Source organism: Mycobacterium barrassiae, assembly GCF_025822765.1.
In the GTDB taxonomy this organism is placed as follows: Bacteria; Actinomycetota; Actinomycetes; order Mycobacteriales; family Mycobacteriaceae; genus Mycobacterium; species Mycobacterium barrassiae.
Genome location: NZ_JACKUK010000036.1, coordinates 19,451 through 40,418, shown reverse-complemented (window position 1 = coordinate 40,418; position 20,968 = coordinate 19,451). Strand labels below are relative to the sequence as shown.

The following is a 20,968-nucleotide window of genomic DNA, read 5'->3' as shown; positions in this document are numbered from 1 at the left end:
CCCGACGCACGAGGGGGTCACGCGCGTGTCGCAGGATGAAAATATCGCCGCTGTTGTGTCCAACGCTGCGCAGGACATCGGCACCTTCATCCGTACGCAACGCGAGGCAGCGCAGGTATCGGTGCGGCAGTTGGCCGAGAAGGCCGGCGTCAGCAATCCCTATCTCAGCCAGATCGAGCGGGGATTGCGCAAACCCTCCGCCGACGTGCTCAACCAGATCGCCAAGGCACTCCGAGTGTCCGCGGAAGTTCTCTACATCAGGGCCGGGATTCTGGAACCCAGCGAGAACAACCAAGTCCGCGACGTCATCATCACCGACACGGCGATCACGGAGCGGCAGAAGCAGGTGCTGCTCGAGATCTACACGTCGTTTGTTCAACAGAACGAGGCGCAAAAGAACGACGCCGCAGGTATCCAGACCGACGAGGAGCCGACGACTGACCAGACCATCTCGACACCCGAATTAGTCGGAAGCACAACACCAAATCTCCAAGAAGAAGATGAAAGGAATCACCCCCATGGCTAAGAAGGCCACGAGCAAGAGCCAGCCCACCGCTGACGACCTGAAGGCCCCGCTGCTTGCCGCGGTCGGCGCCGCCGATCTGGCGCTGGAGCGCGTCAACGAGATCGTCGCGACTCTGCGTGAGCGTGCCGGCGAGGCCCGGACCGACGCCGAGACCCGCGTGGAGGAGACCCGCGCCCGCGTCACGAAGCTGCAGGAGGACCTGCCGACGCAGTTCGGTGACCTTCGCGAGCGGCTGAGCTCGGAGGAACTGCGCAAGTTCGCCGAGAGCTACGCCGAGGCCGCGCAGTCGTCGTACAACAAGCTCGTCGAGCGTGGCGAGGCCGCCCTGGAGCGCCTGCGCAGCCAGCCCGCTCTCGAAGAGGCCGCCGGTCGCGTCGAGCGTTACTCGGACCAGGCCGTCGAGCTGACCCAGGAGGCGCTGGGCAACGTCGCTTCGCAGACCCGCGCGGTCGGCGAGCGCGCCGCCAAGCTGGTCGGCGTCGAGCTGCCGAAGAAGGCCGAGAAGGCCGCGGCACCTGCGAAGAGCGCTGCCAAGAAGGCCCCGGCCAAGAAGGCTCCGGCCAAGAAGGCTCCGGCCAAGAAGGCTGCTGCCAAGAAGGTCACGCAGAAGTAGCATTTCGGCTCTGAGTCGCCCAGTTGGGCGACTCAGAGTCGACCCGGGGACGTAGCCCGCATACGCTTGGAGTGTGGAGCTCCAAACTCTGGCGGGTTACGTCCTCTTGCTTTTGGCCGTGGTGGTGTTGGCTTTCACCCTGTACGCCTTCGTTCACGCCGCCATGCAACGGCCGGACGCGTATACCGCGGCGGGCAAACTCACCAAGCCGGTTTGGTTGCTAATCCTCGGCGCCGCAGGTGCTTTCGCACTGCTCACCAGTCTCGCAGGTGTTTCAGTTTTCGCAGTCGCGATAGCTGCGGTCGCCACGGGCATCTATCTCGTCGACGTGCGGCCCAAGATCCTGGAGATCCAGGGCAAGTCCCGTTAGATCGCCGATGCGTCATCTGCGTTCAGCGGTCGCCGCAGCAACGGTTCTCGTACCCCTCGTCTGCGCGCCGGCCGCCTCCGCCGAACCGCCGCCCCCGCCGCCGTACGTCGATCACGTCGAGTGGGCCAAATGGGGCGACCTATCCAGCCTGCGTGTGTATCCGACGCCCGCCGGGCGTCAGGCCTCGACCGTCGCCACCGCCGCATTGGTCAACCAGGCGTGGGCCGAGGTCCTGGCGCTGTCTCCGGACGCCGATCTGCCAGGGATGTGGGACCAGTTCGTCTGCCACTGGGAGTTCGCCGAACGAGGCGCGCCGGGCAAGGTCAGCTGGAATTTGGAGCCGTGGCGACCGGAAGTCGACCAGACCACGCTGTTGGCGACTGGCTGCAACCCGGGCGGCACCGAGGAACCGTTCTAGATGCCGTCGCGGCAGCGCTACCGTCGCGCCGACGTGGCCGCGCTGATCGATCACACCCTCCTCAAACCCGAAGCCACCGAATCCGACGTCGCGCGTCTCGTCGAGGAAGCCGCCGAACTCGGGGTGTATGCGGTGTGCGTGTCGCCGTCCATGGTCACCGCCGCGAAGCGGTCGGGCGCCGGGCAGCGGCCCATCGCCGCCGTCGTGGGGTTCCCGTCGGGTAAGCACCTTCCGGCCATCAAGGCCGAAGAGGCGCGCACTGCAATGGCGGCGGGGGCCGCCGAGATCGACATGGTGATCGACGTCGGAGCCGCGGTTTCCGGCGACTTCGCCGCGGTGGAAGCCGACGTCGCCGCGGTCCGGGCGGCCATCGACGCGAATGTCGTGCTCAAGGTCATCGTGGAGTCCGCGGCGTTGCTCAGCATCGTGGGGGAGCAGGCACTGCGCTCCGCTTGCCGGGCCGCCGCGGATGCCGGGGCGAACTTCGTCAAGACCTCCACGGGTTTCCATCCCGCGGGCGGCGCGTCGGTACAGGCGGTGGAGCTGATGTACGCGGCCGTGGGTCCTGACGTCGAGGTCAAGGCCAGTGGTGGCATCCGGACGACGGCAGATGCGTTGTCGATGCTCGACGCCGGAGCCACGCGGCTAGGGTTGTCAGGGACTCGATCCGTGCTGGAAGGACTCGACCAGCACACATGACTATTTACGCAAACTAAAAGGGTTTGCTAAGTACATCTTATAAGTGTGCCAAAGTTGCATGTCCGTGCACAGTTACCACACATTACGCAGGTAACATGGGTTATGGTGTACGACATGACTACGCAAAAACGTTTGCTTCGCAAGGCTTCCACGGTTGCGGGACTCACCGCGATCGCCGCTATGGGCTTCTTCACCGCCTCGTGCGCGAAGGAAGAGGAGAAGGCGCCGGAGACCTCGACGACCACCACGACCACCACCACGACGACGTCGCCTTCCGCTACGGTCGCGCCGACGGAGAATGCGCCACGCATCGATCCCAACTCGCCGAACCCGTTCTCGCCGAACGTCACTGCGCCGCCGGCGGGCACGCAAGCCCCTGGGCATCACAGCCTGCCGGGTCACCACTGAGACGGTGCGCCGGCTCTCGGCGCTCGCGGCAGCGGCGCTGATCGTCACTTCCGGCGCAGCCTGCGCACGGCAATCCGCCGATGCGATCACGGGTCCCTACGCGTCGCTGCTTGCGAGTTCCTCCGATCTGGGGCCCTCGCAGGCAGGCGACGCGCAGGTGACCGTCACGCTCGCCGACCCCACCCAGGCGTCCGCGCTGACCCACTGGGCCGCTGACGCCGGACTATGGGTCCGCGCGCGTCCCGACGACGGCTGGGCGGTGGTCGAGGGCGCTGCGCCGGATATGGCGCGGGCGTTCGACGTACCGATCCACGACTACCGCGGACGCAAGGGACAGGTGTTCTACGCGTCCACGCACCAGCCGTCGATACCGTCACCGCTGCGCGGCGTCGTGTCTGAGATGGGCCGGATCAACGGCTACACACCGCACCACACGGCGAGTCCCGGGTTCCTGCCCCTCGACGTGCGCTGGGGCGGTTTGACGCCTGAGGGTCTGCTGCAGGCCTACAACGCCACCCCACTGGCCGAACAGGGCTTCACCGGCGAGGGGGCGACGATTGTCTTCTTCGCGTTCGACAGTGCCGACCAAGCGGACCTCGACCTCTTCGCCGATACGTCCGGCCTGCCCCGCTTCACTCCCGAGATCGTCGGCGGGAAGCCGACGGAGGAGCACGGCGAAACCGCGATGGATCTTCAAGTCGCGCATGCGATTGCGCCGGATGCGAAGCTGGTCGTCGTCAACGCCCGCCCCACGGTCGAGGGTGACGGCGCGTACGAGAAGATCGGTAAGTTGTTCGAAGAGGTCGATGAGCAGTTCCCCGGAGCGGTGTGGAGCCTTTCGATCGGATGGGGCTGCGAAAAGCTGATCACCGCAGCGGATTTGGCGCCGGTGCAAGCCGCCCTGGTCGCGGCGCAGCGGCGCGGCACCTCGGCATTCGATGCGAGCGGCGACACCGCGGGACTGGAGTGCAAGAGCGGCGAGGACTGGTCGGCGCCTCCGGGCCCGGATGACATTGGGCTGGATGCGGTTTCGTCGATACCGAACATGACGACGGTCGGCGGCACCACGCTGTCGACGACCCCCCGAGGACAGTGGGTGGGTGAATACGCCTGGGTGGACTCCCCCCTTTCGCAGGGCACCAGTGGCGGGGTGTCGACGCTGTTCGAACGTCCGCGATGGCAGCAGCGGCTGAGCGCCGACCGCGACACCGAGGGGCGTCGCCTGTCGCCCGACGTCTCCGCCGTCGCCGATCCGTTCACCGGTGTCAGATTCATCTACAAGCAGGCCGAGGTGCTCGGCGGTGGCACGTCGCAGGCCGCGCCGATCTGGGCCGCGATGACGGTGCTGATGAACCAGTACCTCGAGGCCAACGGCGGTCGTCCGATCGGGAATGCCAACGCGATGCTGTATCGCGTCGCCGAAGGTGCGAGTCTGCCCGGGTTCCGCGATATCGTTCGCGGAGGCAATGCGGTCGACTTCGCCGGCCCCGGCTATGACCTGGTGTCAGGCTTGGGCACCCCCGACGTCTACAACCTCGCCCAGAATTTCTTGGAGATCCAGAAGGGAATATCGCCTCGGTGACCAGCCCCGGTGACGCAACCACCATGGTCTGCCGGGCGTGCGAAACCGAAGTACCCGAAGGGGCGTTCTGCGGACACTGCGGCGCGCGCCAGGGAGCCACGCGGAGGCGACGGGCGTACGCGGCGACGCCCAGCGAGTCCACTCTGCTGCCGTCGGTGGCGACGTCGCTGTTCCCGCACCTGCCGAAGCGATCGCTGCCCCCGTTCCGCGTAGGGCTGGGACTGCTGTTCCTCGTTCTGACCGCCTTCGCCCTGCTGGGCTGGCAGGCACCGTTGATCACGGTCGGGGCGCTCGGCCTTCCGCTGCTTTTCGTGCTCTATCTGCACGAGTCGGAGGTCGATGACGACCTGCCGAGAAAGACGCTCGTACTGACGGCCGCACTCGGGATCGTCCTCGGTGTCGGTTGGGCCTACGTGACGGGCGCCCTGCTTGCTGATCCCGCCGCCGTGGCATTCGTGAACGCCAACTACAAGCTGACCTGGTTCGACATTGTTTCCACGTTCGCGGTCCCGGTCGGGTTCGGGATTCTCTCGATGATCCCGGCGACGGTGATGCGGCTGGTGCGACCGAAAGCGTCGGAATCGTTGGACGGCTTCGTGATCGGGGCCTTCGGTGCGACCATGTTCACTGCCGCGTGGACGCTGACCCGGTTGGCGCCGCTGTTCGAGACGGGGGTTACCGCGGGCCCCCGTCCGATCGACAACCTCGCCCTCCAGGCGGGAATTCAGGTCATCGCGGTGCCGGTGGCGTCGGCGGCACTGGGCGGATTGGTCGGCGTCGCACTGTGGTTCGGCCGGCGGTCCGTCATCGCCGTCAGTGTTCTGGTGACAGTGGGTCTGTACGGCGCCGTCGCGATCATGGATCTCGAGCAGATTCCGCTACTTCTGCAGTTCGGGCTGTACTTCCTGTTCGCCGTGCTCGCGCTGATCGCACTACGGATCGGCGTGCAGAAGGCTCTCATCAACGAGCAGCAGGAACCGGTCGACCCGAACGCGCGCGAACTCTGTCCGCAGTGCAACACCGTCGTACCCGAGATGCCGTTCTGTCCCAACTGCGGCGTCGCCGCGCACGCGACCTCGCGGGCATCGCGCGTTGCGCGTCGCGCCGCGGCGGACGGGGATGTGGATGCGGTACGCGGAACGTCCAACAGGCGACTGCTAACGGAACTGGGCGTCGCCGTGGCAGTCGTTGCGGGAGTAGGCGTTACGATCGCGCTGGTGGCCACACCCGCCCCGCCGGCGTATGTGTGCCCACCGGACTGTGGGCGGCCACCGATCGGCGAACCGATCGAATCCTATCCGCGTTTCATCTCACCGGATGGTCGGTTCTCGGTTCAGTATCCCGGCTCGGGAACGGCATACGAGGCGTCGCTCGCCGACGACGGTGTCGATCTGAAATTCACCGGCGGCGACACCGGGACGATGGCGCTGTTCGGTATGCCTGCGGACGGCCGTACACCGAAGGAGATCGTCCTCGGCCTGCTCAACGAGAAGTATCCGAACGCGACAATCGACTACGAAATCCCCAACGCCATGGTCGGATACGAACCCGGGTACGGCGTCGTCGCAGACGAGTATCCGCAGGATGCCGGCAGCACGTTCACCCATCTGCGAGTGCTCATCATGGCCGCGATCAAGTACGACTATGTGTTGGTCGGTGCCGCGGTCGGGCCGTACCACGAATTCACCAGGGACTTCGGCACGGGCCATCCTTCGGGCGTCAACATGCAACTCGCCATGGATATGGGCAAGTACATCAACAGTTTTCGATGGAACAACCCCGACGACTGACCGTCAGATGCTCGCGAAGCACGAATCCTGTTCGCTCTTGGGGATCGTCGCGTTCTGGGTCGAGAACTGAGACTCGACACCGTTTTCGGTGACCTTCACCGAGTCCGCCTTGATACCCAAGGGCAGTTCCTGCGTCAGCTGCGAGGTGAGCGAATCGAGTGCGGGCTGGATGGTCTCACGCGGCAGCGTGAATCCAAGTCCGGTGAACTCCTTCACCTGCAGTATGAGGGCGCCGTTCCTGACCTCGGGCTTTGTCACGATTGATCCGAGCGCCGCCTCCAGTTCGACGGTGCCGCTGGATGGGTTGGTCGTCACGCCGGAGACGAGGGAACCGACGAGCGGAATCGCGTTCTGAATGGACTGCGTCATGCCCTCAGAGGTCCAGTCGATCTTCGCGACGAGCGACCCGATCGTGCCGCCGCCACCGGAGCCGGCGTCCTCCGCCAGCCGCACATCCTTGATCGTGACGTCGGCCTTCATGCCCTGCAGATCGCGGATCTGGTTCCCCGCCGTCTCGATGTGCAGGCTCGAGTAGTGGCGGGACATGTGCTGCATCAGGAACGGCGGCATGAAAGCGAACGACACCTCCGCCGTGTCTTCGACAAGACACTCGACGGCGTTCGCGACCCGGGTCTCGCCCTCGTTGCGGGCATAGAGCTCGATTCCGATCAGGATGCCCGCGACCACCGCCACCACGATGATGAAGACCAGCACGATCGAGAGAGGGTCGCGGAGGAAACCCTTCTTGGGTGAAGGCTCTTCCTGTGGCGGCGCCGGTGGCGGGGTGTGGCCGGGCGGCGGCCCTGGCGGCGGGCCTTGCTGCTGGGGCGGCTGCGGGTACGGGGCCTGCGGTCGCTGCGGCGGCTGGTTCCGGGGGTCCCAGGGGTCTGTCATCCCCGCGATTCTGCCTTACCCCATGCGTGGTCCACGCGGTTGTGCATCACCGCGATGGTTTCGCGCACCTTTTGGGCGGCGGCGAGGTCGATGTCGGTGACGACCAAGGACGGGTCGCCACCTGCGGATGCGAGGACTTCACCCGTCGGCGAGGCGACGACGCTGCCGCCGACGCCGACCGGACCGAGTGCGGCGATCTCGTCGCCCGGATAGGCCTGGTCGACCGCGGCGACGAACCCGGTGGTGTCGATCGCGCGGGCCCTGGCGAGCAGCGTCCACTGCTCGAGCTTGCCAGGGCCGGTGCCCCACGACGCGTGAACCGTGATGAGTTGTGCTCCGCGACGGGCCAATTCGATGTAGAGCTCGGGGAAGCGAACGTCGTAACAGAGCGTGAGGCCGACGCTGACCCCGTCGACCGTGATCACCACCGGCTCGTGTCCGGGCGCCACGGTGGCCGACTCGCTGAACCCGAACGCGTCGTAGAGATGGATCTTGTCGTAGTGCGCGTCGACTCCGGGTCCCGCCGCGATCAGCGTGTTCTTCACCCTGCCGTCGTCCGCGGGGGTGAACATGCCTGCGACGACGACGATGCCTGCGCGCTCGGCGATCTGTCGCACGCCGTTCGCCCACGGTCCGTCCAGCGGCTCTGCGACCGCGGCCAGCGGAACGCCGAGCCGGCACATCGTGGCCTCGGGGAACAGCACCAGCCGCGCACCGGCGTCGGCGGCGCGCTGCGTGTATTCGTCGACCAGGTCGAGATTGGCCGACGGATCGGTGCTGCTGCGGATCTGTGCGAGTGCCACGCGCATGGTGACCAGCCTACTTTTCCGCGATTTGTGTGCGTTTCGGCGCGCTCAGCACTCCTAAACGCACACAAATCGCTGGGCTACGGCCCCCACGCGTGACGGTCGAGCGACGCGGCCTTGTTGCCGAGCTTTCCGGACCGCACCTGCGCGGCCAGGCTGTCGAGGATCACCCGCGAGCTGAGCAGCGCCGTCTGCTCCGCCCAGTCGTACGGCGGTGAGCACTCGACGACCTCGATACCGGCCAAGCCGGGTTCGGACACCATCTTGACCAGGTTCAGCGCCTCGCGGGGGAGCAGACCACCGGGCTCGGGCCAGCCGGTACCCGGCACGAAGCCGGCGTCGATGACGTCGATGTCGAACGACAGGTACACCGCCTTGGCGTCCTTCCATGCGATCTCGAGGGCCATCTCGGCGATCTTCTCGACACCCACCCGCTCGACGTCGCCGACCGTGATCACCGTCGATTGGCGTTCCCTACCGACCTTGACGCCTGCGCGGGGCGCCTGCCAGCCGCCGATCCCGATCTGCACCAGGTTGGTCGCAGGCGCGTTCTTGATGTTGGTGGCGTGGAACCACGGGGTGGTGTGCATGCGCTCGTCGAGGTCGGACTCCTGGGTGTCGACGTGGCGGTCGAAGTGGATGATGCCGACGTTGCCGTCCAGATACGGCGTCATACCGCGAATGGTCGGGAAACCGATCGAGTGGTCGCCGCCGAGTACCACCGGCATGACGCCTTTGGACACGACGTGTGCCATGGCCTGGCTGATCTGGTCGAAGGACTTCTCCAGGTTGCCCGGAATGGTGAACACGTCGCCGATGTCGACCATGTTGAGCTGCTCGCGCAGGTCCACGCCCGACTCGTAGTTGTAGGTGCCGAACAGGTTGGTGGAGCGCCGGATGCCCTGCGGGCCGAAGCGGGTGCCCGGCCGGTAGGTCGCCCCTGCGTCCAGCGGCACCCCGAAGATCGCCACCTCGGCGTCGTCGACCTGGTTCACGTCCTCGACGAAGGGACATTTCAGGAAGGTTCCGCGTTCACCGGCGAAATGGGGCAGCTCACCGCGCACGAACGTCGAGATCCGGCGGTCGTTGATCGTCGGCGCCGCCTCGAGCCCATAGGCCAGGCTGCGCTCGATCTCCTCGCGTTCGCGGCGTTCCGACAGTCGCGCCTCGGCCTGCTGGGCCCATGCGCCTTCGGCGTTGAGTGGTTGGTTGTCGTTCTGCTCGGTCACGGGGCTCCTCACGCGCCGTCTTGTCGCAAGCCGGGTACGACGCACCTCGTCCGGGGAGCCCGCCGGAAAGCGTGGCCGGCTCCTGAGTCCATATCTTGGCAGCGATTCGCCAACCCGGCAGGGGGTAACTGCAATGCGCCACCGCCGAATTTGAGGTGGGGCAGGCGAAATCCAGGAAATACGTGCAGAACGTCAGATTCGACGGTGAAGGAACTGCAACGCACCGTTAACACGACGCGCGAACCGCCGTAACGGATCCGAGTTTGTCTGATCGACGACTCACATTCAGTGGTGTGAGGCGCGCCTAGGGTTCCGCCGGCTCGCCGGGTCTGGTCCGAGAGACGCAAGCGGTTGCGCAGCGACGCCGGCCGTTCCACGGCGGGATAAAAGCCCGGGAGGCTCCAACCTAGTTTCTAGGAGACTCCCCATGATTCTTCTCGGCGTAGGAATCAGCATCGCCCTCGTCGTGCTGGTCGGCTTCCTGGCATCCAAGCGAATCGCAGGCGACAGCGCCAACTTCCTGGTCGGTGGTCGCACCCTGCCGCTCATCCTGGTCGGCGGCGCGCTGATGGGTTCGGCCGTCGACACCAACGCCACGCTCGGCAACACCGACCTCGCGGCGGAGTTCGGGTTCTGGGCGGGCGCCTGCTTGCCGCTGGGTCTCGCGTTGTGTCTGTTCTTCACCGGTCTGTTCTTCGCCAAACCGATGAACCGGATGGGCCTGACGTCCTTCCCCGACTACTACCGACTGCGTTTCGGTCGCGTCGTCGAGGTCGCCGCGTCGGTGATGCTGATCGTGGGGTTCTGCATCCTGGTGGCCGGCAACCTGGTGGCGGGCGGGTTCCTCTTCAACTACTTCCTCGGCGCCCCGTACTGGCTGGGCACCGTCATCATCGCGGTGCTCGCGGTGGCCTACACCGGCACCGGCGGCCTGATCGCCGACGCATACACCGCGATCATCCAGATGGCGCTGGTCCTCATCGGCGCCGTCGGCCTGCTCATCTGGATGGCCACCACCCACGGCATCGCGATCGCCGAGGGCACCGGCCCCTTCGACATGGGCCAGATGACCGATCCCGCACAAGGTGCAGTGATCAACTGGGCGACGCTCGTCGCGCTCGGCATCGGCGACATCGTGGCCATCGACTTCATGCAGCGCGTGTTCGCGGCCAAGTCCCCGGAGACCGCACGCCGTGCCTGTTTCAGCGCGGCCACCGGCGTCGTGGCGATCTGCGTGCCGTTCGGTCTCGTCGTGCTCTCGGCGAAGGCGTTCATGCCCGAGGAGCTCGACGGGCCGATCCTGTTCGTCCTGCTCGATCAGTACGCGCCGCTGTTCTTGACCATCATCGTGTTGTGCGGGCTGGTCGGGGCATCCATGAGCACCGCCAACGGTGCCATCCTGGCGATCTCGAACGTCTCGGTGCGCAACCTGGGAGGCGTTCGGCGCGTACACGTTCCGGGCCAGCGGGATCCGCTGCTGCGGGCCACACGCATCGCGATGGTCCCGATGACGCTCGTCTCGATCCTGATCGCGATCTACGTCAAGCAGACCGGCATCCTGCTGACGTTGGCGTTCGATCTGCTGCTGGCGTGTCTGGTGGTGCCGTTCATCCTCGGATTGATTTGGCGCAAAGGCACTTCCGTCGCGGCCATCACCTCGATCGTGGTCGGCCTTTCGGTGCGCTTGGTGCTGTTCGTGATGACGCCGACTATGTACGGCCTCGAGAACACGATCCTGTACATCCCCAACGGGATGATCGATGCGTCGTTCGACGGATGGCCGACGTTCATCGCGTTCGCGGCGTCGTTGGTCACCTATGTGGTCATCGCGCTGCTGAGGCCCGCCGCGCCGATCCGGGGTCTGGACATCAGGCTGGCCGAGGACGTCGACGACGCGCTGGCGACGGTCGAGGTGTCCGAGCCGGAACCCGTCAGTGCGGAGCCACGGCTGGCCACGGCACCGTAAGGACGCCGTCACGCATCCGCCTGCGCGGCGGATCGACCGGAAAACCGCTGTCCCGCAGTGTATCCAGCATTGCGCGCCAGCGGACCCGCGGACCGAAGACGCCGTGGCCCGCGACGGTGGCCCAGGCGCGGTCAGCCGCCGTCAGCAGCGTATGGATGGGCTGGCCCTCGACGTTGTGATGGATCAGCACCTTCGGCAGCCGTTCGGCCAGATCGGACGGGCGCTCGATGGCGAACGGGTCGCACGCCATGGTGAGGCTCAGCGGACCGTCGGCGTCGAGTAGCACCCAGCAGCACAGCCGACCGAGCTCGTCGCATGTACCGTCGATGATCAGCCCGCCGGGAGCCAACTGACGCTGCATGGTCGACCACGCCTCGGCCACCGCGTCGACCGGATACTGCCGCAACACATTGAACGCCCGAACCAGCGTCGGCCGCCTCCCGGCGAGTTCGAAACCGCCTAACGCGAACTCGACGCGGTCGCCGCCGGCGGCCTGCGCCGAGGCGACCCGATCGGGATGGATCTCGAGGCCGATGACGCGGACGTCGCCACGCACCGCCCGCAGCCGTTCCGCCAACTCGAGGGTGGTCACCGGCAGTGCGCCGTAGCCGAGGTCGATGACCAATGGCTCGGCGGTGGACAGCAGCGCGGCGCGCACCCGTGGCGAATGCACCAGCCAGCGATCGCTGCGGCGCAGTCGGTTGTAACCGGTGGTGCCCCGCGTCAGCTGTCCGACAGGGGCGCCCATACTGCGATTTTAGGCCGGTGACGGGTCATGGCCGCGCACCACGCCGCCCGCCATCCAATAGCTACACCCTTGTTTAGACGAGAGTCCCGTTCTACTGTGAGCACTGTGTTTCACGTCGCCACTCGGCCAATCCCGGCGGAACTGCGGGCCCGGTACGAAGCCGAGGGCTGGTGGACGGCGGACACGCTCGGCGACCTCCTGGCCACGGCGCTGAAGGAGAATCCGGACGTCGCCTTCAACGTGTACTCGACTGTGCGGCCGTACCGCGGCACTTTCGCCGAGGTGGAGAACACTGCGCGGCGGCTCGCCGCAGGGTTGCGCTCGCGCGGTGTGGGCCCCGGCGACGTCATCGCGCTGCAGCTGCCGAACTGGATGGAAGCGGCGGCGACGTTCTGGGCGGCGACGCTGCTCGGCGCGGTCGTGGTGCCGGTCGTCCACTTCTACGGTCGCAAGGAACTCGGGCACATCCTCACCACGGCTCGGCCGAAGGTGTTCGTCACGGCCGAGGAGTTCGGCCGGATGACGTATGACCCCGAGTTGAGCGCCGACGTTCCGATCGTCGGGGTTGTTGGAATCGACTTCGACAACCTCCTCGACTCACGCCCGATGGAGGGCACGATCGCCGCCGACCCGGCGGGGCCCGCACTCATCGCCTTCACCTCCGGCACCACGCGCGATCCCAAGGGTGTGGTGCACAGTCATCAGACGCTGGGGTTCGAGATCCGTCAGCTCGCAGAACACCATCCCGACAATCCGGCGGGCAGCGTGATGGCGCTGCCGGTCGGTCACTTCATCGGCATGCTCGGCGGAGTGCTGTGTCCTGTGCTCGAGGGTCTGCCGATCCATCTGTGCGACGCGTGGGACCCCGGCATGGTGCTGGCGCGGATGAAGCGCGACGGCGTCGGCTTCGGCGGCGGCCCAACTTATTTCATCACCAGCCTGCTGGATCATCCAGACTTCACCGATGACCATCTGCAATACATGCCGTATCTCGGCCTCGGAGGTTCGGCCGTGCCGGCCGCGGTGACACGTCGGCTGACCGACCTCGGCCTGGTGGTCACCCGCTCCTACGGCAGTACCGAACACCCGTCGATCACCGGATCACGACCCGACGCCGCACTGGGAAAGCGGCTGCTCACCGACGGCAACCCGAGAACCGGCGTCGAAGTCAAGTTCGCGCCAGACGGCGAAATACTCTCGCGCGGACCGGATCTGTGCCTGGGCTACCTCGACGCCGAGCTGTCGGCCAAGGCGTTCGACACCGACGGCTGGTATCACACCGGCGACATCGGTGTGGTCGATCCGGACGGCTACGTGACGATCGTCGACCGCAAGGCCGACGTGATCATCCGCGGCGGCGAGAACGTCAGCGCTCTCGAGGTCGAGGAGGTGCTGCTGACGATGCCGCAGGTGGCCGAGGCCGTGGTGGTGGCAGCGCCCGACGCCCGATTCGGTGAGCGCGTCGTCGCGGTGCTGCGGTTGCGGACCGGCGAGCGGCTGCCGACCCACGATGAGGTCCGTGCGCATTTCGACGCAGCCGGACTGGCCAGGCAGAAGTGGCCCGAAGAGGTCCGCGAGGCGACGGACTTCCCCAGGACAGCGAGCGGCAAGGTACAGAAATACCTTGTGCGACAACACGTTCGAGATCCATCGTGAGGAGATTTCCTTGACTGGACGGGTAGAGGGCAAGGTCGCCTTCGTCACCGGAGCGGCGCAGGGTCAGGGCCGCAGCCATGCCGTCAGGCTGGCCGAAGAGGGTGCCGACATCATCGCAATCGATGTTTGCAGGCACATCGAGAACACGCCGGAACCGGGATCCACACCGGAGGACCTCGCCGAGACCGCGGACATGATCAAGGCGCTGAACCGACGTGTCGTCACCGCGGAGGTCGACGTGCGCGACTTCGACGGCGTGCAGGCCGCGATCGACAGCGGTGTCGAACAACTCGGCCGACTCGACATCGTCGTCGCCAACGCGGGGATCGGCACTCCGGGCGCGATGCTCGACGAGATGGATGAAGCCAAGTGGCAGCAGATGATCGACGTGAACTTGACCGGGGTGTGGAAATCCGTGAAGGCAGCCGTGCCGCACATCAAGGCGGGGGACCGCGGCGGTTCGGTGATCCTCACCAGTTCTGTCGGTGGATTGAAGGCCTATCCGCACGTCGGCCACTATGTGAGCGCCAAGCACGGTGTCGTCGGCCTGATGCGCACGTTCGCAGTCGAATTGGGCCAGTACTCGATTCGTGTGAACTCGGTCCACCCGACGCACGTCAGCACAGGACTGTTGCTCAACGAGTCGACGTTTCGGACCTTCCGGCCCGATCTGGAGAACCCGGGTCCCGATGACATGGCGCCGATCTGCCGGAACTTCCACATCCTGCCGATCCCGTGGGTCGACGCCGTCGATGTCAGCAACGCCGTCCTCTTCCTGGCATCCGACGAGTCGCGCTATGTCACCGGGGTTCCGTTACCGATCGACGCGGGCAGCTGCTTGAAGTAGCCGGCGGACAAGTGGTGAACATGGGTATTGCGGTGGAAGTTCCCGACGATCTCGACGCCGCCCTGTCGCCGGCGTGGCTGACCGACGCACTGCAGGAACGGTTTCCCGGTATCGAGATCCGGGCGGTGCGGCGGGGACCGGTCGTCGAGCGACTGTCTACGAATGCGCGGTTCACTGTCGACTACAAAGGACGCTTCGACCTCCCGCGGCACCTCTGCATCAAGGGCTACTTCGGGGAAGTGGGCCGTCACATCCCGTTCGTCGGTGAACCGGAGGCCTGCTTCTACCGTGACCTCGCGGGACCGTCAGGTATCAGGACGCTGAAATGCGTGTACGCCGATGTGCACCCGGACAGCAGGCACGGCGTGGTGATCACCCACGATGAGGTTGCCAACGGCGGCGACTTCCTCGATGGCAATGACCCTTTCGACGTCGAACAGGCCGCCGACGCGCTGACCGAGCTCGCCAGACTGCACGCCATCACGTGGCGGGCTCAGCGGTGGGCGGACGTGGAATGGCTGCAACCGCGGCTAGGCCGAGCAGTCCAGGCATGGGGCGAGGCCCGTACCCTGGAAATCATGTCGGCCAATCTCAACGGCCGTAACGGTGTTGGTGTACCGCGCGCCGTGGCAGACGCCGAGCAGTTATTGGCGGCGCACCGACGGGTGAGCGCGCGGACACCGGACGGGGAGGCGCAATGGTGCGTCATCCACGGCGACGCGCACGTCGGAAACATCATGCTCGACGTGACGAAACGGCCGTGGATGGTCGACTGGCAGCTGGTTCAGCGCGGCTTCTGGGACGTCGACGTCGGATATCTGATCGCGGCAACGCTGCCACCTGACATCAGGCGGGCATCCGAACGCGACCTACTGCATCACTATCTCGAAGCCCTTGATGCACATGGCATCTACTCCCCGCCACGCGACGAGGCATGGGCCGCGATCGTCAACGGCATGATCCACGGCTTTTTTCTGTGGGCAATCACCACCAAGGTCGAACCAGACGTCATCGCGGTTCTGCTCGAACGCCTCGGCACCGCGGTCGCCGACCACGCGGAAATGGTGATGCGATGAGCGCGGACCAGACCTCCGGCGCCTTCGAGGGCATCCGCGTCATCGAGCTCGCCCAGTGGGTCTTTGTGCCGGTCGCGGGCGCACTGCTCGCCGACTGGGGCGCCGATGTCATCCGCGTGGAGCGGCTGGACGGCGACCCGTACCGGGGGTTGGCCACCCAGGGCATCGGCACCGACCGCGGCGGTGTCAATCTGTCCATGGCACTTGCTAATCGGGGTAAGCGCTCCGTCGCCCTGGACTTGCGTACACCGCAAGGTCTCGAAATCCTGCACGAGCTGCTGGCATCCGCGGACGTGCTCCTCACCAGCCTGCGGCCTGGGGCGCTCGAACGGTTGGGCATCGGTGCGGACGCCGTTCGCGAACGTCATCCTCATCTGGTCTACGCGCGCGGCAACGGGTTCGGTGTGCGCGGGCCCGACGCCGATCAGCCGGGCTACGACAGTTCGGCGTTCTGGGCCCGCGGGGCAGTGGGCCACATGCTCACTCCGCCGGAGCGGGACTATCCGATCAGCCAGCGTGGCGCCATGGGCGATCGCAACGGCGCGATGGCGCTCGCGTTCGGTATCGCCGCCGCCCTGCTCGAGCGCACCCGCACCGGCGAGGGCTCGGTGGTGGACGTGTCGCTGCTCGCCACGGCGATGTGGATGTTGTCCTCCGACCTGCTCGCCGCGCTCAATGGCGGTGAGGTCATGCGCTTTTCGGGTCGCAGCGCGGTGGTGAACCCGCTGACGGGCACCTATCGGACCAAGGACGACCGCCACGTCCAGTTGATGTTTTTGCAGGGCGACCGCTACTGGAACGAGTTCTGTCGTACGGCCGGCCGGCCGGACCTCGCCGACGATCCCCGGTTCACCGACATGGCGGCGCGACGGGCGAATGCCGCGGCCTGCGTCGATGAGCTCGATGCACTGTTCGCGACGCGCACGCTCGCCGAGTGGAAGAACGTCCTCGCCACGATGGACGCACCGTGGTCGCCGATCCAGTCCATCGAGGAGGTCGTCGACGACCCTCAGGTGATCGCGAACTCGTACATCGGCGAAGTGATGACCGACGATGGCACAAGCTATCGGCTGCCCTCTGTCCCAGTGCAATTCGACGGTCAGCCGCCACCTCTGCGGCGCGCACCCGAGCATGGCGAACACACCGAGGCCGTCCTGATGGAACTCGGCTACGACTGGGACCGCATCGGCAAGCTCGCCGACGCCGGCGTGATCCCGTGACCTCCGACCGCATTCTGCCGGTACCCGACGAGTCGTCGGCGCCGTACTGGGAGGCCGCCGCCCGGCACGTCCTGACCGCCGCCCGCTGTGCACACTGCGGCACGCTCGCGCTGCCGCCGGACGTCGTCTGCACCGCCTGCGGCTCGACCGATCCCCGCTTGGAGTTCTTACCGGTGAGTGGCCGTGGCACGGTGCGTTCGTGGACGGTCGTTCGCCAGTCCTTCCTGCCCGGCTTCGAGGTGCCGTTCGTGCTCGTCGACGTCGAGCTCACCGAGCAGAAGGGGCTCCGAGTCATCGGGCGCCTGCTCGGCGGGGTGGATGCCGACCTGCGGCTCGGTGCCGACGTCCGAGTTGCCTTCGAGGATGTTGCCGACGGAATCGTTGTCCCCGCATGGGAGTTGGCGACATGATCCGCAACAAGGTGGCGATCGTCGGCTACGCGCAGAGCACGATCGAACGACGCGCCAACCGCCCCTTGGGTGCCATCGCCGTCGACACGGCACGGGCGGCGATCGCCGACGCGGGGCTGTCGGTGGACGTGGTGGATGGGTTCGTCAGCTCGAGCCTGCTACCTGCCGCGGGTGGCCATCAGGCGGTCGACGGGGTCAGCACGGTGTCGTCGACATGGCTGGCCCGCAGCCTATCGGCGTCGCCCCGGTACGTCGCGGGCTTCGACGGCATCGGTCAGGTCAGTGGTTCGGTCGCGATGGCGGTCAACGCGCTGATCAGTGGTGCCGCCGACTACGTCCTCGTCCACCGCGCGCTGCACAATCCCGCGGGCAGTTACCACGGCAATGCGATGCGCGAAGCCCGCGGCGCGGCGCAATGGACTGCGCCGCAGGGGTTTTTCGGCCCCTTGGCGATGATCGCGCTTCCCTACAACGAGTATCTGCAGCGCTTCGGCGCGCGGCGGGAGTCGATGGCCGCCGTCGTGGCGGAGGCCCGCAAGAACGGTGCGCGCCTGCCGTGGTCGTACTGGCGGGACCGGCCGTTGACGGTCGGCGACTATCTCGCCGAACCGACGCTGGTCGATCCGGTCTGCCGCTTGGACTGTGACATTCCGGTCGACGGCGTCGCCGCGTTCGTGTTGACATCCGCAGAACGGGCCAAGGATCTGCCGAATCGCCCGGTGTACGTGGTCGGCTACGCGGGAAGTCCCGGCGCACCGCGGCGACTGCCGTTGCACTGGCCACTCGACGACATCCTCGACGGGGGCGCGGAGACGGTGCGGCGGCTATGGGCGCAAACAGGTTTGAGCATCGGCGACGTCGACCTGCCGCAGGTGTACGACGGCTTCTCGCCATTCGTGTGGTTCTGGCTCGAGGTGCTGGGGGTGTGTCCGGTCGGGGAAGGGCATCGGTTCGTCGAGTCGGGTGGCATCGACGCCGACGATCGGGGCGCGGTTCCTGCGCTGTCGGGCGGTGGTGCGCTGGGCAACGGACGTATGCACGGCGTGCCCCAGATGCTCGAGTGCTACCTGCAGTTGTCGCGCCGTGCCGGTGAGCGACAGCGCGACGTGTCGATCGGAATCGCCTGCCAGGCATCGCCTCATTTCGGCGGCGTCGTCGCCTATTCGTCGTCGCCGGTCTGACCGTCCGTTGACCAAATATCTGTTCCACCGTAGGTTGGCGCTATGACCGGTCTCCGATTCGACGGCAGGGTTGCGATCATCACCGGCGCAGGTCAGGGACTGGGCAAATCCCATGCACGGCTGCTGGCTTCACGCGGCGCGCGCGTCGTCGTCAATGACGTCGGCGGGTCCGTCACCGGCGAAGGGTCGGACACCGGCCTCGCCGAACTGCTGGCGGCCGAGATCAGGGCCGGTGGCGGTGAGGCCGTCGCCGACGTCAACAGCGTCGCGACACCGGAGGGCGGCGCGGCGATCGTGCAGACGGCGCTCGATGCGTTCGGGCGCGTCGACATCGTCATCAACAACGCAGGTATTCTGCGCGACAGGATGTTCGCAGACATGACGACCGATCTCGTCGACCCCGTTCTCGACGTGCATCTCAAGGGCGCCTTCAATGTGACCAGGCCCGCGTTCGCGATCATGCAGAAGCAGGGCTACGGGCGGATCGTCAGCACCTGCTCGGCTTCCGGGATTCTTGGCTCGCCGGCCAAGGCCAACTACGGCGCCGCCAAGACCGGCCTGATCGGCCTCACCCGCGTCATCGCGGCCGAAGGGGCGCCGCACAACATCAAGGCCAATGCGCTGAGTCCGATCGCGTACACGAGGATGCTCGCGCACTCGTTGGAGGTGCCTGAGGCCGATGATCAGCTCGGCCCTGACCCCGACGCTGCCAAGGAGCAGCTCACTACTATGTTCACCGAAGCCTTTGACGCAGAGCTGGTTTCGCCTGCGGTGGCCTTTCTCGCGCATGAGGATTGCCCGGTGTCGGGTGAGTGCTACACCGCTGGTGGTGGTCAGGTGTCGCGATGGTTCATCGGCAGGACCCAGGGTTACTTCAACCGGGGTCTGACCATCGAGGACGTCGCCGTGAACTTCACGCAGATCAGGGACGAAACCGGCTACACGGTGATGAACGATCCCGCCGAGGAGGTCGGTCAGGTGCTGACAGCGATCGCCGACAATGCGGCGTCGGTGAGGTAGCGCGTGTCCGAGACCGAAACGGTCCAATCCTTGGACCAGGTCAGCGAGGGTGTGCCGTACGGCACGCGCCTGACCGAGCTCGCATCGAGCAGTCCGGACCAGATCGCGGTGACAACCGTGGCCCCCGACGGCAGCGAACGTGTGCTGACGCTCGGCCAACTCGAAGCGGGCGCCAACCAGTGGGGTCGCCAACTGGCGGCATCGGGCGCAGCGGTGGGTTCCTATGTGGCGCTGATCATTCCCAATTCGCTCGAGCTCGTACTCGCCGCGTACGGCTGCTGGAAGATCGGCGCAGTGCCGATCCCGGTGCGCTGGGACATGCCCGAGTGGGAGCGGTCCCGACTCGTGGATGTCATCGCGCCGGCGGTTGTCATCGAGGAAGCCACCTGCCCGGAATTTACGCTCGCTGCTGCACGCCAACCGGATTCGGCGTTGCCCGCGGCGGTCACCCCGACGGTCAACGGCATCTGCAGCAGTGGTTCGACCGGTCTGCCCAAGGTCATCCTCGACACGCAGCCCGCATTGTGGACCGAGCTCAAGACCCAGCCGTTCATGGCGGTGTGGGCGCCCGTTCCACGCCCACAGGTCATCCTGGTGCCCGCACCGATGTACCACACCAACGGTTTCAACACGCTGTTCTACATTCTCGGCGGGGACAGGCTGGTGATTCTCGAGAAGTTCGACGCCGAACTGTTTCTGGACGTCATCGAAAGGCATCGGGTCACCAATTTCACTGCGACACCGACCATGTTGTCCCGTGTCGCGCGCGTTCCCGGCGTAGCCGAGCGCGACTTGTCCAGCGTGGCGTGGATCCTGCAGGGCGCAGCGGTGATGCCAGCCGCGCTGCTGGAGAAGTGGTTCGATCTGCTGAGCCCGGAGCAGGTCCTGATGGCGTACGGGATGACGGAGAACTTCGGTTTGACGGTGCTGCGCGGCGACGAATGGTTGCGGCACCGGGGCAGCACCGGCCGGGGCTTCCGCGAGACCGAGATCAAAATTCTGGACGCCAACCGCAACGAAGTGCCGACCGGCGAGCTCGGCGAGATCTACATGCGGTCTCCGGCACGCGAGCAATACCGCTACCTCGGTGGTGCGCCGCCACTTCCGTCCACGCCCGACGGCTTTCACACCGGCGGTGACATCGGGTATGTCGATGGCGACGGCTATCTCTATGTGACGGACCGGCGTGCCGACATGATCGTCACCGGCGGAGCCAACGTCTTCCCCGCCGAAGTCGAGGCCGCGCTGGCGGAGCACGACGGTATCGCCGATGTGGTGGTCTTGGGTCTCAGGGACCCGGAATGGGGTCGGCGCGTACACGCGGTCGTTCAGCTGGCCGACCCCGCGAATCCGCTGACCGAACAACAGGTCATCGACTACGCAAAAGGAAAGTTGGCCTCGTACAAGGCTCCCAAGACCGTCGAGTTCGTTGCGGAGATACCACGCAGTGCCGCAACGAAAGTCAACCGCTCGGCGATGGTCGAGGCACGCGGCGGCTGACGCCGCGGC

21 protein-coding genes and 2 riboswitches are annotated in these 20,968 nt (G+C 66.3%); of the genes, 17 read left to right on the top strand and 4 right to left on the bottom strand.

Annotated elements, in window-relative coordinates; genetic code table 11:
• Positions 1 to 25 precede the first annotated feature (25 nt).
• From H7J93_RS24205 to H7J93_RS24170, 8 genes are all read left to right on the top strand, one after another.
• Positions 26 to 526 (top strand): helix-turn-helix domain-containing protein, encoded by a 501-nt coding sequence (locus H7J93_RS24205; RefSeq protein ID WP_267308829.1) that lies wholly within the window; start codon positions 26 to 28, stop codon positions 524 to 526.
• Positions 519 to 1,139, top strand: a complete 621-nt coding sequence (locus H7J93_RS24200; RefSeq protein ID WP_267308828.1) for a heparin-binding hemagglutinin — start codon at positions 519 to 521, stop codon at positions 1,137 to 1,139. Before H7J93_RS24205 ends, H7J93_RS24200 begins: the two co-directional genes overlap by 8 nt.
• A gap of 73 nt (positions 1,140 to 1,212) precedes the next feature.
• Positions 1,213 to 1,509 carry a DUF2516 family protein gene (locus tag H7J93_RS24195; protein WP_267308827.1) on the top strand — a complete coding sequence of 99 codons (297 nt, stop codon included), beginning with the start codon at positions 1,213 to 1,215 and terminating at the stop codon, positions 1,507 to 1,509.
• A gap of 7 nt (positions 1,510 to 1,516) precedes the next feature.
• Positions 1,517 to 1,927 carry a DUF2599 domain-containing protein gene (locus H7J93_RS24190; RefSeq protein ID WP_267308826.1) on the top strand — a complete coding sequence of 137 codons (411 nt, stop codon included), beginning with the start codon at positions 1,517 to 1,519 and terminating at the stop codon, positions 1,925 to 1,927.
• Complete coding sequence (deoC, locus tag H7J93_RS24185) at positions 1,928 to 2,626, top strand: deoxyribose-phosphate aldolase (protein WP_267308825.1); 699 nt, start codon at positions 1,928 to 1,930, stop codon at positions 2,624 to 2,626.
• 114 nt (positions 2,627 to 2,740) lie between these two features.
• Entirely contained in the window at positions 2,741 to 3,034 is a 294-nt protein-coding gene (locus H7J93_RS24180; protein WP_267308824.1) for a hypothetical protein, read from the top strand.
• 4 nt (positions 3,035 to 3,038) lie between these two features.
• The gene (locus H7J93_RS24175; protein ID WP_267308823.1) at positions 3,039 to 4,616 is read left to right on the top strand and encodes a S53 family peptidase; all 1,578 of its coding nucleotides are present in this window, start codon (positions 3,039 to 3,041) and stop codon (positions 4,614 to 4,616) included.
• Entirely contained in the window at positions 4,613 to 6,406 is a 1,794-nt protein-coding gene (locus H7J93_RS24170) for a zinc ribbon domain-containing protein (RefSeq protein WP_267308822.1), read from the top strand. The genes H7J93_RS24175 and H7J93_RS24170 overlap by 4 nt, the downstream gene beginning before the upstream one ends.
• Positions 6,407 to 6,409: 3 nt before the next feature.
• Here H7J93_RS24170 and H7J93_RS24165 read toward each other — a convergent pair whose 3' ends face one another.
• The 3 genes from H7J93_RS24165 to H7J93_RS24155 all read right to left on the bottom strand — a co-directional run bounded on the left by H7J93_RS24165 (position 6,410) and on the right by H7J93_RS24155 (position 9,335).
• Positions 6,410 to 7,300: an LmeA family phospholipid-binding protein gene (locus H7J93_RS24165; protein ID WP_267308821.1), complete on the bottom strand. Its 891-nt coding sequence runs from the start codon at positions 7,298 to 7,300 to the stop codon at positions 6,410 to 6,412.
• Positions 7,297 to 8,109, bottom strand: coding sequence for a carbon-nitrogen hydrolase family protein (locus tag H7J93_RS24160; protein WP_267308820.1), 813 nt, complete (start codon positions 8,107 to 8,109; stop codon positions 7,297 to 7,299). The genes H7J93_RS24165 and H7J93_RS24160 overlap by 4 nt, the downstream gene beginning before the upstream one ends.
• A 77-nt stretch (positions 8,110 to 8,186) precedes the next feature.
• Positions 8,187 to 9,335, bottom strand: a complete 1,149-nt coding sequence (locus tag H7J93_RS24155) for an agmatinase family protein (RefSeq protein ID WP_267308819.1) — start codon at positions 9,333 to 9,335, stop codon at positions 8,187 to 8,189.
• A gap of 9 nt (positions 9,336 to 9,344) precedes the next feature.
• Positions 9,345 to 9,411: riboswitch (guanidine-III (ykkC-III) riboswitch) on the bottom strand.
• A 217-nt stretch (positions 9,412 to 9,628) separates the two neighbouring features.
• A riboswitch (guanidine-I (ykkC/yxkD leader) is annotated at positions 9,629 to 9,735 on the top strand.
• A gap of 27 nt (positions 9,736 to 9,762) precedes the next feature.
• Between H7J93_RS24155 and H7J93_RS24150 the strand changes: the two genes are divergently transcribed.
• Positions 9,763 to 11,301, top strand: coding sequence for a high affinity choline transporter 1 (locus H7J93_RS24150; RefSeq protein ID WP_267308818.1), 1,539 nt, complete (start codon positions 9,763 to 9,765; stop codon positions 11,299 to 11,301).
• Here the strand turns inward: H7J93_RS24150 and H7J93_RS24145 are convergent.
• Entirely contained in the window at positions 11,267 to 12,049 is a 783-nt protein-coding gene (locus tag H7J93_RS24145; protein WP_267308817.1) for a class I SAM-dependent methyltransferase, read from the bottom strand. The genes H7J93_RS24150 and H7J93_RS24145 overlap by 35 nt on opposite strands.
• 96 nt (positions 12,050 to 12,145) lie before the next feature.
• Here H7J93_RS24145 and H7J93_RS24140 point away from each other — a divergent pair, with 96 nt between their 5' ends.
• Genes H7J93_RS24140 through H7J93_RS24105 form a run of 8 tightly spaced genes read left to right on the top strand, consistent with a single transcriptional unit; the run spans position 12,146 to position 20,959 of the window.
• Positions 12,146 to 13,705: an AMP-binding protein gene (locus H7J93_RS24140; protein ID WP_267308816.1), complete on the top strand. Its 1,560-nt coding sequence runs from the start codon at positions 12,146 to 12,148 to the stop codon at positions 13,703 to 13,705.
• Between the two features lie 10 nt (positions 13,706 to 13,715).
• Complete coding sequence (locus tag H7J93_RS24135; RefSeq protein WP_267308815.1) at positions 13,716 to 14,552, top strand: mycofactocin-coupled SDR family oxidoreductase; 837 nt, start codon at positions 13,716 to 13,718, stop codon at positions 14,550 to 14,552.
• Positions 14,553 to 14,572: 20 nt separating this feature from the next.
• Positions 14,573 to 15,628 (top strand): phosphotransferase family protein, encoded by a 1,056-nt coding sequence (locus tag H7J93_RS24130; protein ID WP_267308814.1) that lies wholly within the window; start codon positions 14,573 to 14,575, stop codon positions 15,626 to 15,628.
• Positions 15,625 to 16,848, top strand: a complete 1,224-nt coding sequence (locus H7J93_RS24125) for a CaiB/BaiF CoA transferase family protein (protein ID WP_267308813.1) — start codon at positions 15,625 to 15,627, stop codon at positions 16,846 to 16,848. The genes H7J93_RS24130 and H7J93_RS24125 overlap by 4 nt, the downstream gene beginning before the upstream one ends.
• On the top strand, positions 16,845 to 17,258 hold the full coding sequence (locus H7J93_RS24120) for a Zn-ribbon domain-containing OB-fold protein (protein ID WP_267308812.1): 414 nt from the start codon (positions 16,845 to 16,847) through the stop codon (positions 17,256 to 17,258). The genes H7J93_RS24125 and H7J93_RS24120 overlap by 4 nt, the downstream gene beginning before the upstream one ends.
• Positions 17,240 to 18,439, top strand: coding sequence for a thiolase family protein (locus H7J93_RS24115; RefSeq protein ID WP_267308811.1), 1,200 nt, complete (start codon positions 17,240 to 17,242; stop codon positions 18,437 to 18,439). The genes H7J93_RS24120 and H7J93_RS24115 overlap by 19 nt, the downstream gene beginning before the upstream one ends.
• Before the next feature lie 42 nt (positions 18,440 to 18,481).
• Positions 18,482 to 19,459: an SDR family NAD(P)-dependent oxidoreductase gene (locus tag H7J93_RS24110; protein ID WP_267308810.1), complete on the top strand. Its 978-nt coding sequence runs from the start codon at positions 18,482 to 18,484 to the stop codon at positions 19,457 to 19,459.
• Between the two features lie 3 nt (positions 19,460 to 19,462).
• Positions 19,463 to 20,959: a class I adenylate-forming enzyme family protein gene (locus H7J93_RS24105; RefSeq protein ID WP_267308809.1), complete on the top strand. Its 1,497-nt coding sequence runs from the start codon at positions 19,463 to 19,465 to the stop codon at positions 20,957 to 20,959.
• Positions 20,960 to 20,968: the final 9 nt, after the last annotated feature.